13 protein-coding genes, 1 other RNA gene and 1 pseudogene are annotated in these 15,620 nt (G+C 54.6%); 8 read left to right on the forward strand and 7 right to left on the reverse strand.

Going from position 1 to position 15,620, the window contains the following annotated elements; translation table 11 throughout:
• Positions 1-121: 121 nt before the first annotated feature.
• From ubiH to B9P82_RS08790, 3 genes are read right to left on the reverse strand one after another with little or no spacing between them, the layout of a single operon-like run.
• Positions 122-1,300 carry a 2-octaprenyl-6-methoxyphenyl hydroxylase gene (ubiH, locus tag B9P82_RS08780; protein WP_016154358.1) on the reverse strand — a complete coding sequence of 393 codons (1,179 nt, stop codon included), beginning with the start codon at positions 1,298-1,300 and terminating at the stop codon, positions 122-124.
• Positions 1,297-2,622 (reverse strand): Xaa-Pro aminopeptidase, encoded by a 1,326-nt coding sequence (gene pepP, locus B9P82_RS08785; protein ID WP_047357826.1) that lies wholly within the window; start codon positions 2,620-2,622, stop codon positions 1,297-1,299. The genes ubiH and pepP overlap by 4 nt, the downstream gene beginning before the upstream one ends.
• 24 nt (positions 2,623-2,646) lie before the next feature.
• Positions 2,647-3,225 carry a YecA/YgfB family protein gene (locus B9P82_RS08790; protein WP_016157420.1) on the reverse strand — a complete coding sequence of 193 codons (579 nt, stop codon included), beginning with the start codon at positions 3,223-3,225 and terminating at the stop codon, positions 2,647-2,649.
• Positions 3,226-3,392: 167 nt separating this feature from the next.
• Between B9P82_RS08790 and zapA the strand changes: the two genes are divergently transcribed.
• From zapA to B9P82_RS08810, 3 genes and pseudogenes are all read left to right on the forward strand, one after another.
• Complete coding sequence (gene zapA / locus B9P82_RS08800; protein WP_003026980.1) at positions 3,393-3,722, forward strand: cell division protein ZapA; 330 nt, start codon at positions 3,393-3,395, stop codon at positions 3,720-3,722.
• Positions 3,723-3,763: 41 nt separating this feature from the next.
• Positions 3,764-3,947: non-coding RNA, 6S RNA (gene ssrS / locus B9P82_RS08805), on the forward strand.
• Between the two features lie 19 nt (positions 3,948-3,966).
• Positions 3,967-4,562: pseudogene (locus B9P82_RS08810) on the forward strand (5-formyltetrahydrofolate cyclo-ligase).
• 381 nt (positions 4,563-4,943) lie between these two features.
• Here the strand turns inward: B9P82_RS08810 and serA are convergent.
• The gene (gene serA / locus B9P82_RS08815; RefSeq protein WP_016154363.1) at positions 4,944-6,176 is read right to left on the reverse strand and encodes a phosphoglycerate dehydrogenase; all 1,233 of its coding nucleotides are present in this window, start codon (positions 6,174-6,176) and stop codon (positions 4,944-4,946) included.
• Between the two features lie 270 nt (positions 6,177-6,446).
• Positions 6,447-7,106, reverse strand: coding sequence for a ribose-5-phosphate isomerase RpiA (gene rpiA / locus B9P82_RS08820; protein ID WP_016154364.1), 660 nt, complete (start codon positions 7,104-7,106; stop codon positions 6,447-6,449).
• 170 nt (positions 7,107-7,276) lie between these two features.
• Here rpiA and argP point away from each other — a divergent pair, with 170 nt between their 5' ends.
• The 5 genes from argP (at position 7,277) to B9P82_RS08850 (ending at position 13,816) form a co-directional block, all read left to right on the forward strand.
• Positions 7,277-8,170 (forward strand): DNA-binding transcriptional regulator ArgP, encoded by an 894-nt coding sequence (argP, locus tag B9P82_RS08825; protein ID WP_003825477.1) that lies wholly within the window; start codon positions 7,277-7,279, stop codon positions 8,168-8,170.
• Between the two features lie 226 nt (positions 8,171-8,396).
• Complete coding sequence (scpA, locus tag B9P82_RS08835; RefSeq protein WP_101700207.1) at positions 8,397-10,541, forward strand: methylmalonyl-CoA mutase; 2,145 nt, start codon at positions 8,397-8,399, stop codon at positions 10,539-10,541.
• Entirely contained in the window at positions 10,534-11,529 is a 996-nt protein-coding gene (gene meaB / locus B9P82_RS08840; RefSeq protein ID WP_016154366.1) for a methylmalonyl Co-A mutase-associated GTPase MeaB, read from the forward strand. Before scpA ends, meaB begins: the two co-directional genes overlap by 8 nt.
• Positions 11,530-11,539: 10 nt before the next feature.
• On the forward strand, positions 11,540-12,325 hold the full coding sequence (scpB, locus tag B9P82_RS08845; protein ID WP_016154367.1) for a methylmalonyl-CoA decarboxylase: 786 nt from the start codon (positions 11,540-11,542) through the stop codon (positions 12,323-12,325).
• Between the two features lie 24 nt (positions 12,326-12,349).
• Positions 12,350-13,816 (forward strand): acetyl-CoA hydrolase/transferase family protein, encoded by a 1,467-nt coding sequence (locus tag B9P82_RS08850; protein WP_101700208.1) that lies wholly within the window; start codon positions 12,350-12,352, stop codon positions 13,814-13,816.
• Here the strand turns inward: B9P82_RS08850 and B9P82_RS08855 are convergent.
• Together B9P82_RS08855 and B9P82_RS08860 are read right to left on the reverse strand one after the other, a co-directional pair.
• Positions 13,813-14,709, reverse strand: coding sequence for a LysR family transcriptional regulator SrsR (locus tag B9P82_RS08855; protein WP_046274941.1), 897 nt, complete (start codon positions 14,707-14,709; stop codon positions 13,813-13,815). The genes B9P82_RS08850 and B9P82_RS08855 overlap by 4 nt on opposite strands.
• Positions 14,710-14,895: 186 nt before the next feature.
• Positions 14,896-15,618, reverse strand: a complete 723-nt coding sequence (locus tag B9P82_RS08860; RefSeq protein WP_029139653.1) for an oxidative stress defense protein — start codon at positions 15,616-15,618, stop codon at positions 14,896-14,898.
• Between the last annotated feature and the right edge of the window lie 2 nt (positions 15,619-15,620).

The following is a 15,620-nucleotide window of genomic DNA, read 5'->3' on the forward strand; positions in this document are numbered from 1 at the left end:
GGACAATCAAAAACCGTAGGCCGGATAAGGCAAAGCCGCCATCCGGCATTACTTCCGCGACATTGCCTGATGGCGCTGCGCTAATCAGGCCTGCTTTTTTAATTCGGCCTACAGGTTATATCTATCGCGCAACCCAACCGAGGGTCCGCTCCGCCAGCGCATCGCGCGCAGGCGTGAATAATTCCATCGCCATCAGCCCGACATTACGCCCAACGACCAGTGGGGCCCAGCGATTGGCAAACAAATACACCAAATTGTTGGTCACACCAATCGTCGTTTCGCGATCGCGTTCGCGGCGCTGCTGATAGCGTGCCAGCACCGCATAATCACCGATATCTTCCGCGCAGTTTTGCGCCTGCGTCAACGTCTCAGCCAGGCTCATCACGTCGCGCAGACCAAGGTTGAAACCTTGTCCGGCAATGGGATGCAGCGTCTGTGCTGCGTTCCCCACCAGCACAGTACGATGGGTAATGGCTTTTTGCGCCGAGGTTAATGAAAGTGGATAGGCGTTGCGTTTACCGGCTTGGGTAATACGCCCCAACCGCCAGCCAAACGCAGTTTGCAGTTCGCGGCAAAATTGTTCGTCGGACCAGGCCATAATCTCATCACGCCTCTCCAGCGGATGGCACCACACCAGCGAGCAGCGACCATCAGACATCGGTAGCATTGCCAGAGGACCATATTGCGTGAAACGTTCGAACGCTCGCCCGTCATGCGCAACGGAGGTCGTGACGTTGGCAATCACCGCCAGTTGTTCATAGGGTTGTTGCTGCCAGTCAACGCCGCAGGCGGTAGCCAGCGCGGAGCGCGTGCCATCGGCGGCCACCAACAGGCGACCATTAATCATCTCACCATTTTCCAGCGTAACCTCAACGCGTTCCTGCGTGCGTGACACGCTGGCTACACGGTCGGGGCAGTGCAGCGTGATGCCCGGCGCTTTACGCAGCAGCGCAAACAAACGCAGCCCGACATCGTGCAGTTCTACCACCTGGCCCAGCGCCGGAATACGGTATTCCTGCGCATCCAGCGTCACAAATCCGGCATGGCCGCGATCGCTGACGTGAACCGTTTTGATCGCCGTTGCGCAATCGGCAATCGCCTGCCATACGCCAATTCGCGCCAGCTGTTGGCAGGTCCCTGCCGCCAGCGCGATCGCCCGGGCGTCAAACCCTGGATGGCGGTCAGTTTCAGGTTCGCTCGCTTCTATCAGGTGAACAGGCAGAGTCCCGTGGCTGAGCTGAGAAATGGCCAGCGCCAGCGTCGCACCGACCATACCACCACCAACGATAATCACGCTCATTGCAGTCGCGCCGCAGCCATTAAGGCTTCAATGTCATCCGCTTTCTTCACCACGCTGGCGGTCAGGTTCTCATTGCCGTCCTCGGTGATGAGGATGTCATCTTCAATACGAATGCCGATACCACGATAAGCAGGCGGCACATCGGCGTCCGGTGCGATATACAGCCCCGGTTCGACGGTGAGCACCATTCCTGGCTCGAGAATACGTGAGCGGTCCTGACCATAAACGCCAACGTCGTGCACATCCAGTCCCAGCCAATGGCTAAGACCATGCATAAAGAATGGGCGATGCGCATTTTCGGTAATCAGTTGGTCGATCTCGCCGTGCAAAATGCCAAGCCTCACCAGACCCGTAATCATGATGCGCACCACTTCGCCGGTGACTTCCTGGATGGACGTCCCCGGGCGATACAGGCGCAGGCTGGTCTCTAATGACTCCAGTACGATGTCGTAGATTTCACGCTGAGCAGGGGAAAATTTGCCGTTTACCGGGAAGGTACGCGTAATGTCGCCCGCATAACCTTTGTATTCACACCCGGCGTCAATTAACACCAGATCGCCATCGCGCATTTCACTTTCATTTTCGGTGTAATGGAGAATACAGCCGTTTTCGCCGCTGCCGACAATCGTGTTATAGGATGGGTAACGCGCGCCATGGCGAGTAAACTCGTGGTGAATCTCCCCTTCCAACTGGTATTCAAACATTCCCGGACGGCATTTTTCCATCGCGCGGGTATGCGCCAGCGCACTGATCTCTCCAGCACGGCGCATGACCGCAATTTCTTCTGCTGATTTGAACAAGCGCATTTCATGGACCATTGGACGCCAGTCGATGATCGCGGCGGGTGCGTGCAGATTTTGTCTGGAGCCTTTACGCAGTTTATCCAACGCCGTGCACACAATCTCGTCTGCCCAGGCATATTCGCCCTGCGCGTGATACACCGCGTCCAGGCCATTGAGCAACAGGTGCAGCTGTTGGTTGATTTCACTGAAGGCCAGCGCCCGGTCAACGCCGAGTTTTGCCGGTGCGGCATCCTGGCCCAGACGGCGGCCAAACCAGATCTCCGCCGTCAGATCGCGAACCCGATTAAACAAAACGCTGTGGTTATGAGTGTCATCACTTTTAATCAGCACCAGCACGGCTTCCGGTTCGTTAAAACCGGTGAAGTACCAGAAATCACTGCTTTGGCGGTACGGGTATTCACTGTCCGCGCTGCGCGTCGCTTCAGGCGCGGCAAAAATCAGCGCGGCGCTGCCGGGCTGCATTTGTGCCAGTAAAGCCTGGCGACGACGCTGGAATTCTTGCTGAGATATCTCGCTCATCACACTCTCCTTTGCGTTTCGTTCTTAGTGCAGAGTCGGTTTACGGACTTCCGGCGCGGTCGGCTGCTGACGCGTAAACGTGTCATGACACAGCAAGGCGGCTACGCGCACGTATTCGATAATCTCTTCGAGCGACATTTCCAGCTCTTCCTGATCTTCGTCTTCGTCATATCCCAACTGAGCGATATTGCGCAGGTCGTCAATCGCTTCACCGGTTTCACCGGTCACTTTGTCGAGCTTTGGCTGCGTAACGCCAAGGCCCAGCAAAAAGTGGTTTACCCACCCCGCCAGCGCATCGGCACGATCAAACACGCTAACGTCGTCGCCTTCAGGTAGATAAAGCTGAAAAAGGAAACCGTCGTCCTCGAGGGCATCGCTGGTGGCAGAGTGCATTTTCATCAGTGCCTGAGCCAGCTCGTGACCGAAGGCCAAACCTTCGTTCGTCAGGTCGTGCAGCAGCGGCTGCCATGAGCTGTCGTTGTTGCCGCCGCAAATCATCCCGCTGATCAAGCCGTGCATTTCGGCCGGGGTTAATCCAGCCCCTTGTTGGTTCAAAAACTGGCTAACGTCGTTGTAGCCAGGCATTTCGTTCTGTATAGACATAAGCATTCGTCATCAAAGGGAGGAATATTCATGGTATGCTACCACTTTGGACCCTGGTGGACCAGAAAAGGGCTTGTATCTTGATACCAGGGTAGCTATAGTGTCGCCCCTTCGCGGACCCAAGGTCTGGAGACGAAGGCAGCGCAGTCAATCAGCAGGAAGGTGGCATGTCTGCACAACCCGTCGATATCCAAATATTTGGCCGTTCACTGCGAGTGAATTGCCCGCCTGAACAAAGGGATGCGTTGAATCAGGCTGCGGACGATCTTAATCAGCGATTGCAAGATCTGAAAGTTCGCACTAGAGTCACAAATACTGAGCAGTTGGTTTTCATCGCCGCGTTGAACATCAGCTATGAATTAACTCAGGAAAAAGCGAAGACGCGTGAGTACGCGGCGAGCATGGAACAACGTATTCGGATGCTACAACAGACCATCGAACAGGCGTTGCTTGATCAGGGTCGCATAACCGAAAAAACGGGCCAAAACTTTGAATAACACTTTTCGGTTTACTGTGGTAGAGTGACCGTGAAGACAAAATTTCTCTGAGATGTTTGCAAGCGGGCCAGTCCCCTGAGCCGATATTTCATACCACAAGAATGTGGCGCTCCATGGTTGGTGAGCATGCTCGGCCCGTCCGAGAAGCCTTAAAACTGTGACGACGCATTCACCTTGAACCAAGGGTTCAAGGGTTACAGCCTGCGGCGGCATCTCGGAGATTCCCTTCTACCTGGCAACAGCCATGACACTACTTTCTGAACTCCCTTTATCCCGGCAAGAAATTCGTCAACTGATTCGACAGCGTCGTCGCGCGCTGACCTCTGAACAGCAACGACACTACGGTCAGCAAGCCGCGACCCGAATGCTCAGTTTTCCCCCTGTTGTATTCGCGCATACTGTGGCGGTATTTCTCTCGTTCGATGGTGAACTCGATACCCAGCCGCTGATAGATCAGCTGTGGCGAGCGGGCAAGCGCGTTTACCTTCCGGTTCTTCATCCCTTCAGTCCCGGTAATTTACTGTTCCTGCACTATCATCCGCGCAGCGACCTGGTGACCAATCGCTTAAAGATCCAGGAACCACGGCTTGATGTACGCGACGTATTGCCACTGTCAAAGCTGGACGTACTGATTACGCCGTTAGTGGCATTTGATGAGGACGGGCAGCGCCTGGGCATGGGCGGTGGATTTTACGACCGCACGCTACAAAACTGGCAGCAGCACAAGATCCAACCCGTGGGCTCGCGCATGACTGCCAGTTAGTAGAAAAATTGCCGGTTGAAGAGTGGGATATCCCGCTGCCAGCGGTGGTGACGCCGTCCAAAATCTGGGAGTGGTAGCCGTTTTTTGCCGATTGACAGCGCCGTTTTTTTGACCTAAATTCCTCGGTGAAGGGTGAGGGAGGCGAACCTCCCTCCTGCGTACTCTCTGTTAATATGCTGGCCAAGCGATGATTAACAGGATCAGCAGCATGATGACGTATCTCATCATCGTCCCTTTCCTTTTTAGAGCCCCTGCTTCGGTAGGGGCTTTCCCGTTTCAGCGCTATGCTGCGCCCCTATCGTAAATTCCTTTTATTGCTGTACAACACGCAACGCTGCCTTTAGTTGCCAACTGCGGCAAAGCTCGAAAACAGAATGTATGCGTTACAGAAAGAGATTTTGAGGCAGGGAAATCAGAGGAAAGATGGGCAGGTCAACCGCCTGCCCATGTAGAGGAAATCAGTACAGCAGACGAGCGCGAATGGTTCCCGGAAGGGCTTTCATCGCCAGCAGCGCTTTCTCCGCCACATCTTCATCCGCTTCAATATCAATAACCACATAACCTACCTGCGCGGAAGTCTGCAGATACTGCGCGGCAATGTTGACGCCCTGCTCGGCAAAAATCTGGTTCAGTGCCGTCAGTACGCCCGGACGGTTTTCGTGAATGTGCATCAGACGACGACCACCGTGCAGCGGCAGAGAAACTTCCGGGAAGTTTACCGCAGACAGCGTAGAGCCGTTGTCGGAATACTTGGTCAGTTTCCCAGCCACTTCCAGACCGATGTTTTCCTGCGCTTCCAGCGTTGAACCACCAATGTGCGGCGTCAGGATCACGTTATCGAAATCACACAGCGGCGAAGTGAAAGGATCGCTGTTAGTTGCCGGCTCGGTTGGGAATACGTCGATTGCAGCCCCCGCCAGATGTTTAGTCGCTAATGCGTCGCACAGCGCAGGAATATCAACAACCGTACCGCGTGCGGCGTTAATCAGCAGCGCCCCCGGCTTCATCAGCGAAATTTCACGCGCGCCCATCAGGTTTTTGGTGGAGGCATTTTCCGGCACGTGCAGACTGACCACGTCGCTCATATTGAGCAGGTCGGAAAGATGCTGTACCTGCGTGGCATTGCCAAGCGGGAGTTTATTTTCAATATCATAGAAAAAGACATGCATCCCGAGCGATTCCGCCAGAATGCCCAACTGAGTACCAATGTGGCCGTAGCCGATGATCCCCAGTTTTTTCCCACGCGCTTCAAAAGAGCCGGTAGCCAGTTTATTCCACACGCCGCGGTGCGCTTTGGCGTTCGCTTCGGGTACGCCACGTAGCAGTAGCAGCAGTTCGCCAATCACCAGCTCAGCAACGGAACGTGTGTTAGAGAATGGTGCGTTAAACACAGGGATCCCGCGCTTTGCCGCTGCACTTAGATCAACCTGGTTGGTGCCGATACAGAAGCAGCCAATCGCGACCAGTTTCTCTGCGGCGTCAATCACATCTTCAGTCAGATGGGTACGGGATCGCAGGCCAATGAAGTGGGCATCACGGATGGACTCTTTCAGTTGTTCAGTGTCCAGAGCACCTTTGTGAAACTCGATGTTGGTATAACCTGCTGCACGAAGGCTTTCGAGTGCTTTTTGGTGCACGCCTTCAACCAGCAGAAATTTAATCTTATCTTTCTCCAGTGATACCTTTGCCATTTCCCCGACCCTGTCTTTTTTGTTCAAACTGATGTGTTGTGTGTGGGATTTTCATCCGTCTCTTCAACATATCAAAAAATAATATTGCGGCAATATGAACGTTTGCGTCGCCGTGCTGAAGAAATGTCATTCAACGGGAAATGTCAGAGGAAAATACTGGCGATAACTTTTTCTTTGGAGAGATCGGCAGGACAATATTATAAACGTGACACAAGTCACCAAATTTGCCCTGCCAAAATTTTTTTAACGGGAGAAGACGCTCCCGTCAGATCATTTTACGATAGTTTTCACGCCGTCAGGCGTACCGATCAGCGCGACATCCGCACCACGGTTGGCAAACAGGCCGACGGTTACCACACCTGGAATCGCATTGATGGCATTCTCCAGCGCGATGGCGTCGAGGATCTCCAGACCGTGCACATCGAGGATGACGTTGCCGTTGTCCGTCACGACGCCCTGACGGTATTCAGGACGACCGCCCAGCTTCACCAACTGGCGAGCCACAGCGCTGCGCGCCATTGGGATCACTTCGACCGGCAGCGGGAAGTTGCCGAGAATATCGACTTCTTTAGACGCATCCGCGATGCAAATAAATTTCTTCGCCACGGAAGCAATGATTTTTTCACGGGTCAACGCTGCGCCGCCGCCCTTGATCATCTGCATGTGACCGTTGATTTCATCCGCGCCGTCAACGTATACGCCGAGGCTATCCACTTCGTTAAGATCGAACACGTGGATGCCAAGGCTTTTGAGTTTTTCAGTCGATGCGTCCGAACTGGATACCGCACCTTCAATCTGACCTTTCATTGTGCCCAGCGCATCAATAAAGTGTGCGGCTGTTGAACCTGTACCTACGCCCACAATGGTGCCGGGCTGTACATACTGAAGTGCCGCCCATCCTACTGCTTTTTTCAGTTCATCCTGCGTCATGATCGTTTCGCCTGTGGTGTGAATATGGTGGGAAAATTCACGCGCATTATAGAACATTGTGCAGAAAAATGTCCCCACACCCGCTCGCAAGCGGCGGATTTCGTCTTTACCCAATCAAAAATTGTGTCATAGTGCAGAACAAGCAAAAATTTCAGGAGTGCGTCAAAGCAATGAAACGTCCGGACTACAGAACACTACAAGCACTGGATGCGGTTATTCGTGAACGAGGATTTGAGCGCGCGGCGCAAAAGCTGTGCATCACGCAATCCGCGGTTTCACAGCGCATAAAACAGCTTGAGAATATGTTCGGACAACCGCTGCTGGTGCGCACCGTACCGCCGCGCCCAACGGAACAGGGACAGAAACTACTGGCGCTTCTGCGCCAGGTTGAACTGCTGGAAGATGAGTGGCTGGGCGATGAACAAACCGGCTCGACGCCGCTTCTGCTTTCGCTGGCGGTGAACGCCGACAGTCTGGCGACCTGGTTACTTCCGGCACTGGCCCCGGTACTGGCTAATTCACCGATTCGACTGAACCTGCAGGTTGAAGATGAAACCCGAACCCAGGAACGTCTACGTCGGGGTGAAGTGGTCGGTGCGGTGAGTATTCAACATCAGGCGCTGCCAAGCTGTCTGGTGGATAAACTGGGCGCGCTGGACTACCTGTTTGTTGGCTCTAAACCTTTCGCCGAGCGTTATTTCCCAAACGGCGTCACCCGTTCCGCCCTGCTGAAAGCCCCGGCGGTCGCGTTTGACCATCTTGATGATATGCACCAGGCGTTCCTGCAACAAAACTTCGACCTGCCGCCGGGCAGCGTACCGTGCCATATCGTTAACTCGTCTGAAGCTTTCGTCCAGTTAGCCCGTCAGGGAACAACCTGCTGCATGATCCCACACTTACAGATTGAGAAAGAGCTGGAAAGCGGTGAGCTTATCGACTTAACCCCAGGCCTGTTCCAGCGTCGGATGCTGTACTGGCACCGCTTTGCACCAGAAAGCCGCATGATGCGCAACGTCACCGACGCGCTGTTGGCCTATGGCCACAACGTACTGCGTCAGGATTAACTCCTCGAACAGAGGCCGGATAGCGGCGTAAAGCCTCATCCGGCCTGCAATCCTTTCCCCTCATTTCATGCTATTCCCGCCACGTCTTTGAAATACATCACAAAATAAAACACGCCACACGGCAAAAAACGACGTCCTGTTGGCTATTTTTTGCTGGCGACAAGCCAAATGAAAAAGCACACCGTATTCGCAAAGATTCAACTTATTGCGTAATACGGAGCAAAAAATGGCAAACGTGCAGGAGTGGCAAACACTCGCCAATAAAGAACTCAGTCGACGGGAAAAAACCGTTGAGTCGCTGGAAAGACAGACGGCGGAAGGGATTGTCATCAAGCCGCTGTACACCGAAGCGGACCTCGATAATCTGGAAGTCACGGGCACCCTGCCCGGTCTGCCGCCTTACGTGCGTGGCCCGCGCGCCACTATGTATACCGCGCAGCCGTGGACGATTCGCCAATACGCCGGTTTCTCTACCGCCAAAGAGTCCAACGCCTTTTACCGCCGTAACCTCGCCGCTGGGCAAAAAGGGCTTTCCGTTGCCTTTGACCTTGCCACTCATCGTGGCTATGACTCAGACAACCCGCGCGTGGCGGGCGACGTCGGCAAAGCCGGCGTGGCGATCGATACCGTCGAAGATATGAAGGTGCTGTTCGACCAGATCCCGCTGGATAAGATGTCGGTATCGATGACCATGAACGGCGCGGTGCTGCCGGTACTGGCGTTTTATATCGTCGCGGCGCAGGAGCAAGGCGTGACGCCGGAACAGCTCACCGGGACCATTCAGAACGATATTCTGAAAGAGTACCTGTGCCGCAACACCTACATTTATCCGCCAAAACCCTCCATGCGCATTATCGCCGACATCATCGCCTGGTGCTCAGGCAACATGCCGCGCTTTAACACCATCAGCATCAGCGGCTATCACATGGGTGAAGCCGGGGCAAACTGCGTACAGCAGGTGGCGTTTACGCTGGCAGACGGTATTGAATACATCAAGGCCGCGCTTTCCGCCGGATTGAAAATTGATGACTTCGCCCCGCGCCTGTCATTCTTCTTCGGCATCGGCATGGATCTGTTTATGAACGTCGCCATGCTGCGCGCTGCACGGTATCTGTGGAGCGAAGCGGTCAGCAGTTTTGGCGCGACCAACCCGAAATCTCTCGCTCTGCGTACCCACTGCCAGACCTCAGGCTGGAGCCTGACCGAGCAGGACCCTTACAACAACGTGGTACGAACCACCATTGAAGCGCTCGGCGCTACGCTTGGCGGCACCCAGTCTCTGCATACCAACGCTTTTGATGAAGCGCTCGGTCTGCCCACCGATTTCTCCGCCCGTATTGCGCGTAATACGCAGATCATCATTCAGGAAGAATCAGAGATCTGCCGCACCGTCGATCCGCTGGCCGGATCGTATTACGTCGAATCACTCACCGATCAAATCGTGAAGCAGGCGCGCACGATCATCAAGCAGATTGATGAGGCAGGCGGCATGGCGAAGGCGATTGAAGCCGGACTTCCTAAACGGATGATCGAAGAAGCGTCCGCGCGCGAACAGTCGCTGATCGACCAGGGTAAGCGCGTTATCGTCGGGGTGAACAAATACAAGCTGGATAAAGAAGACGACACGTCGGTGCTGGAGATCGACAACGTGAAGGTGCGCAACGAGCAGATTGCCTCACTGCAGCATATCCGCGCCACCCGCGACAATGATGCGGTTAAAACCGCGCTATCCGCGCTGACCCACGCCGCGCAGCAGAATGAAAATCTGCTGGCAGCCGCCGTCAACGCCGCCCGCGTTCGCGCCACGCTCGGTGAAATCTCCGATGCGCTGGAGGCCGCCTTTGACCGTTATCTGGTTCCCAGCCAGTGTGTTACTGGGGTGATTGCGCAAAGCTATCACCAGTCCGATAAATCCGCCGATGAGTTCGATACCATTGTTGCGCAAACAGAACAGTTCCTCGCAGAAAATGGCCGCCGCCCGCGTATTCTGATCGCCAAGATGGGTCAGGACGGCCACGATCGCGGCGCAAAAGTGATCGCCAGCGCCTACTCCGATCTCGGCTTCGATGTCGATCTCAGCCCGATGTTCTCCACACCGGAGGAAATTGCCCGTCTGGCGGTAGAAAACGATGTGCATGTCATTGGCGCATCATCGCTGGCGGCGGGTCATAAGACATTGATCCCGGAGCTGGTCACCGCGCTCAAAGGCTGGGGACGCGAAGACATTTGCGTCGTCGCCGGCGGGGTTATTCCGCCACAGGATTACGCTTTCCTGCACGAGCATGGCGTGGCAGCCATATATGGCCCAGGCACGCCAATGCTCGACAGCGTCCGCGATGTGTTAACCCGTATCAGTCAGCATCATGATTAACGCCGCCACGCTTGAGGATACCGTCCGCCGCTTGCGACTCGGTGAACGGGCTACGCTCGCCCAGGCGATGACGCTGGTCGAAAGCAATCACCCGCGCCACCAGCCGCTGAGTACGCAATTGCTGGACGCGATTATGCCGTTCACCGGTAACGCCCTGCGTCTGGGGATCACCGGCACGCCGGGCGCGGGTAAAAGCACCTTTCTGGAAGCATTCGGCATGCTGTTAATTCGCCGCGGGTTACGGGTAGCGGTGATCGCCGTCGATCCCAGCAGCCCGGTCAGCGGCGGCAGCATTCTGGGTGATAAAACCCGCATGACGGAACTGGCTCGCGCAGAATCTGCGTTTATACGTCCGGTTCCTTCCAGCGGTCATTTAGGCGGCGCCAGCCAGCGCGCCCGCGAATTAATGCTGCTGTGCGAGGCGGCGGGCTTCAACGTGGTGATTGTGGAAACCGTCGGCGTTGGGCAGTCAGAAACCGAAGTCGCAGGCATGGTGGATTGCTTTCTCTCACTGCAAATCGCCGGCGGTGGCGACGATTTGCAGGGCATCAAAAAAGGCCTGATGGAGATGGCGGATCTGGTCGTCATCAACAAGGACGACGGTGATAACCGTACCAGCGTTGCCATCGCCCGCCATATGTACGAATCCGCCCTGCATATTCTGCGCCGCAAATATGACGAGTGGCAGCCGCAGGTTCTGACCTGCAGCGCCCTGGAAAAACGCGGCATTGAGGAGGTTTGGCAGGCGATAACCGACTTTAAAACGTGCCTTACCGCCAGCGGTCGACTGGAAAAAGTCCGCCAGCAGCAGGCGGTGGAATGGCTACACAAGCAGGCTGAAGAAGAAGCCCTGCATCTGCTGTTTGCACGGGCTGATTTCGACCAGTATTTCCAGCAGACGCTGCTGGCCGTCAAAAACAATGATCTTTCGCCGCGCACCGGCCTGCGGCACATCAGCGAATTTATCCAGCATCATTACTTTCAATAAAGAGAACATTATGTCTTATCAATACGTCAACGTGGTCATCATCCAGAAAGTCGCGGTCATTGAGTTCAATTACGCCCGCAAGCTCAATGCCCTGAGCAAAGTGTTTATTGACGATCTGATGCAGGCGCTGAACGACCTCAATCGTCCGGACATTCGCTGCATCATTCTGCGCGCCCCGAGCGGGGCCAAAGTGTTCTCTGCCGGGCATGATATTCATGAACTCCCCACCGGACGTCGCGATCCGCTCTCTTATGACGATCCGCTGCGTCAGATAACTCGTATGATCCAAAAATATCCGAAGCCGGTGATCTCCATGGTTGAAGGCAGCGTCTGGGGCGGCGCGTTTGAGATGATCATGAGTTCCGATCTGATCATCGCAGCCAGTACGTCTACCTTCTCCATGACCCCGGTCAACCTCGGCGTGCCCTATAACCTGGTGGGCATCCACAACCTGACCCGCGACGCTGGTTTTCACATCGTTAAGGAGCTGATTTTTACCGCCTCGCCCATCACCGCTCAACGCGCTATGGCGGTCGGGATCCTCAACCATGTCGTTCCAACCGAGGAACTGGAAGATTTCACCCTGCAAATGGCGCATCACATCTCGGAAAAAGCGCCGCTGGCAATCGCCGTCATCAAAGAAGAACTGCGCGTGTTGGGCGAAGCACACACCATGAACTCTGACGAATTCGAGCGCATTCAGGGCATGCGCCGCGCGGTGTATGACAGCGAGGATTATCAGGAAGGGATGAACGCGTTTATGGAAAAACGTAAACCTAATTTTGTTGGCCATTAATCACGTCCGACGAAGGAGACGGCCATGAAACGGATGAGCGCCGAACAGGCGGCAGAAATTATCCAGCACGATGATATGGTGGCGTTCAGCGGCTTTACCCCCGCGGGTTCGCCAAAAGCGTTACCCACCGCAATTGCCCAACGCGCCTGCGAACGGCATCAGGACGGGCAGCCTTTTCAGATCCGCCTGCTGACCGGGGCGTCAATTGGCGCCGCCGCTGATGATGCACTATCCGCGGCGGATGCCGTTTCCTGGCGTGCGCCTTATCAAACCTCATCTGGCCTGCGCGAGAAAATTAACCAGGGCCAGGTGAGGTTTGTCGATCTCCATTTGAGCGAAGTCGCGCAGATGGTTAATTACGGCTTTTTTGGCGATATCGATGTTGCCGTCATTGAAGCTTCCGCCATTGCGCCGGATGGCCGGATTTGGCTTTCCAGCGGTATTGGCAATGCACCCACCTGGCTGCTGCGGGCGAAAAAGGTGATTATCGAGTTGAATCATTACCATAATCCACGCGTGGCTGAGTTTGCCGACATCGTAATACCCGGCGCACCGCCGCGGCGTAACAGCGTGCCCATATTTCATACCATGGATCGCGTGGGCAGTCAGTGCGTGCAGATAGACCCCAGGAAAGTGGTCGCGGTGGTGGATACCGAGCTGCCCGATGCCGGGAATGTGTCGGATAAAACCAATCCGCTCAGCCAACAAATTGCCGATAACGTAGTCACTTTCCTACTGACAGAAATGGCGCACAAACGCATTCCAGCAGAGTTTCTGCCCTTACAAAGCGGCGTGGGCAATATCAATAACGCGGTAATGGCGAGACTGGGAGAGAATCCGGATATCCCGCCCTTTATGATGTATTCAGAGGTGTTACAGGAATCGGTGGTGCATCTGCTGGAAACGGGCAAGATCACCGGTGCCAGCGCCTCCAGCCTGACCATCTCAGCCCCGTCGCTACAGAAGATTTACGACAACATGGACTTCTTCGCCAGCCGAATTGTGCTGCGCCCGCAGGAGATCTCCAATAACCCGGAAATCATCCGTCGGCTGGGGGTCATTGCACTCAACGTTGGGCTTGAGTTTGATATCTACGGCCATGCCAATTCCACGCACGTTGCGGGCGTGAACCTGATGAACGGTATCGGCGGCAGCGGGGATTTCGAGCGCAACGCCTATCTGTCTATCTTTATGGCGCCGTCGATTGCCAAAGGCGGGAAAATCTCAACCATCGTGCCGATGTGCAGCCATGTCGACCACAGCGAACATAGCGTTAAAGTGATCGTGACCGAACAAGGGATTGCCGATCTGCGTGGGTTATCTCCGATGCAGCGGGCGCACACGATTATCGATAACTGTGCGCATCCCCTTTACCGGGACTACCTGCACCGCTATCTGGAAAAAGCGCCCGGCGGGCATATCCATCACGATCTCAGCCATGCGTTCGATCTGCATCGCAACCTTCTCGAGACAGGATCGATGCTCGGTTAACTTGCCGTACCGTCACGATCTTCAGCAATATGCTGGAGCATGGTGCCGGTATAGCGATGATTTTTCAGCGAATAGAGAAACTCCTGCATATACATGGGGCTGCCGGGCGCGTCGAAATACTTTAGCGTCGACGGATTCACCAGCCGCCAGGCAAAATGAGGGATCACCGTCAAAAACTGCCCGCGCTCCACCGCGCTAATCTTGGCCATAAAGCTGTACGGACGGTAGATAATCGTCGGATTGATCCCACAGGGCCGCATATAAGCATCCAGCATCGCCTCAAAGTTGGCGCGATTCTGGAAGCGCATTTGCAGCCAGGGTAGCTCGCGCAGCAGATCCTGCGGCTGTTTCTCTTCGTAGCGCCGGGAAACGAGAAACCCCAGACGTAGCGGAGGCAGTTCGCTGATCGCCAGATTTTCCAACTCCTGTACGCGGGGAGAAACGTGCTGCGGCGAGATAATGAAATCCAGTTTGCGGTCGAACAGATTATCAATCACCCCATTCTCACTGAATTCAACGGCCTGGGCCGTAACGCCGTCATATTTATCGCCAAGGCTAATCAACTGGTCAAAAATAATCGTTGGATAAGTATTATCGATACCGATGACGATTTCCCGCGAGCGACAAGAGGCGTTATGGATTTCATTATCAATGGCAGAGAGGCGCTGATAGACGGGAAACAGCTTCTGATACAGCTCCTGTCCGGCTTTATTCAGGCTGATGTTGTTATCTTTACGGGTAAACAGCGTATAGCCGATTTGATCTTCCAGTGCAGCAATGCTTTTACCGAAAGGCGATGCGGTCATATGTATTTTTTCTGCCGCTCTGGCGATGTTATTGGTTTGCGCCAGCAGAATGAAATTACGCATCTTTTTCGAGATAAAAATATCCATAGCGTCCCCTTAAAAATCGCTATGGCCTATCCTCATTACCACGAAAAAAAAGACTGAATGTGAGGTCTCATTTTTACAGTTGCTCACAGAAAAAACCGGCTGGAATGTTTTGTCGGCCTGATGAGACGCGTAAGCATCGCCATCAGGCTAAAATCTTGCCGGATGGCGACTTACGCCTTATCAAGACTACTTATTGGTTACTGTAGGCTCAATCTGGAAGACGACATCAACCTGATCGTCAAACTGAATAACCGGCTGTTCGTAGGTTTCCTGAGCGGAGGTTGCAGGCGCTGCATCTGCTTTCATCATCCGTACCATCGGGCTCGGTTGATAATTGGAAACGTGGTAACGCACACTGTAAACGGGACCCAGTTTGCTATTAAAGCCGGCGGCCAGCTGTTCAGCCTGATGAACAGCATCATCAATCGCCGCTTTACGCGCTTTGTCTTTGTAAGCATCCGGCTGGGCAACGCCCAGCGATACCGAACGAATTTCATTCAGACCAGCCTTCAGCGCGCCATCAAGCAGAGCGTTGAGTTTGTCCAACTGACGCAGCGTGACTTCAACGGTGCGCACTGCACGATAACCTTTGAGGATGCTTTTGCCGTTCTGGTAGTCGTAGTCCGGCTGCGTACGCAAGTTTGCAGCGCTAATGTCTTTCTTCGCTATCTGGTTCTGTTCAAGGAAGGACAGATATTGCGCCACGCGCTCATCGGCCTGCTTCTTCGCGGAAGCCGCATCCTTTGCAGCAACGTTCACTTCAATCGCCAGGGTGGCGATGTCTGGTGTTGCATCTACGCTTGCCGTTCCGGAAGTCACGATGTGCGGTCCATTTGGCAACTCATTTGCCTGTACCGATAGTGCGCTGAATCCGACTAATGCCGCCAGGGCCATTATTTTGAACTTCACGG

It is taken from the genome of Citrobacter sp. L55, from assembly GCF_002850715.1.
GTDB lineage: Bacteria > Pseudomonadota > Gammaproteobacteria > Enterobacterales > Enterobacteriaceae > Citrobacter > Citrobacter braakii.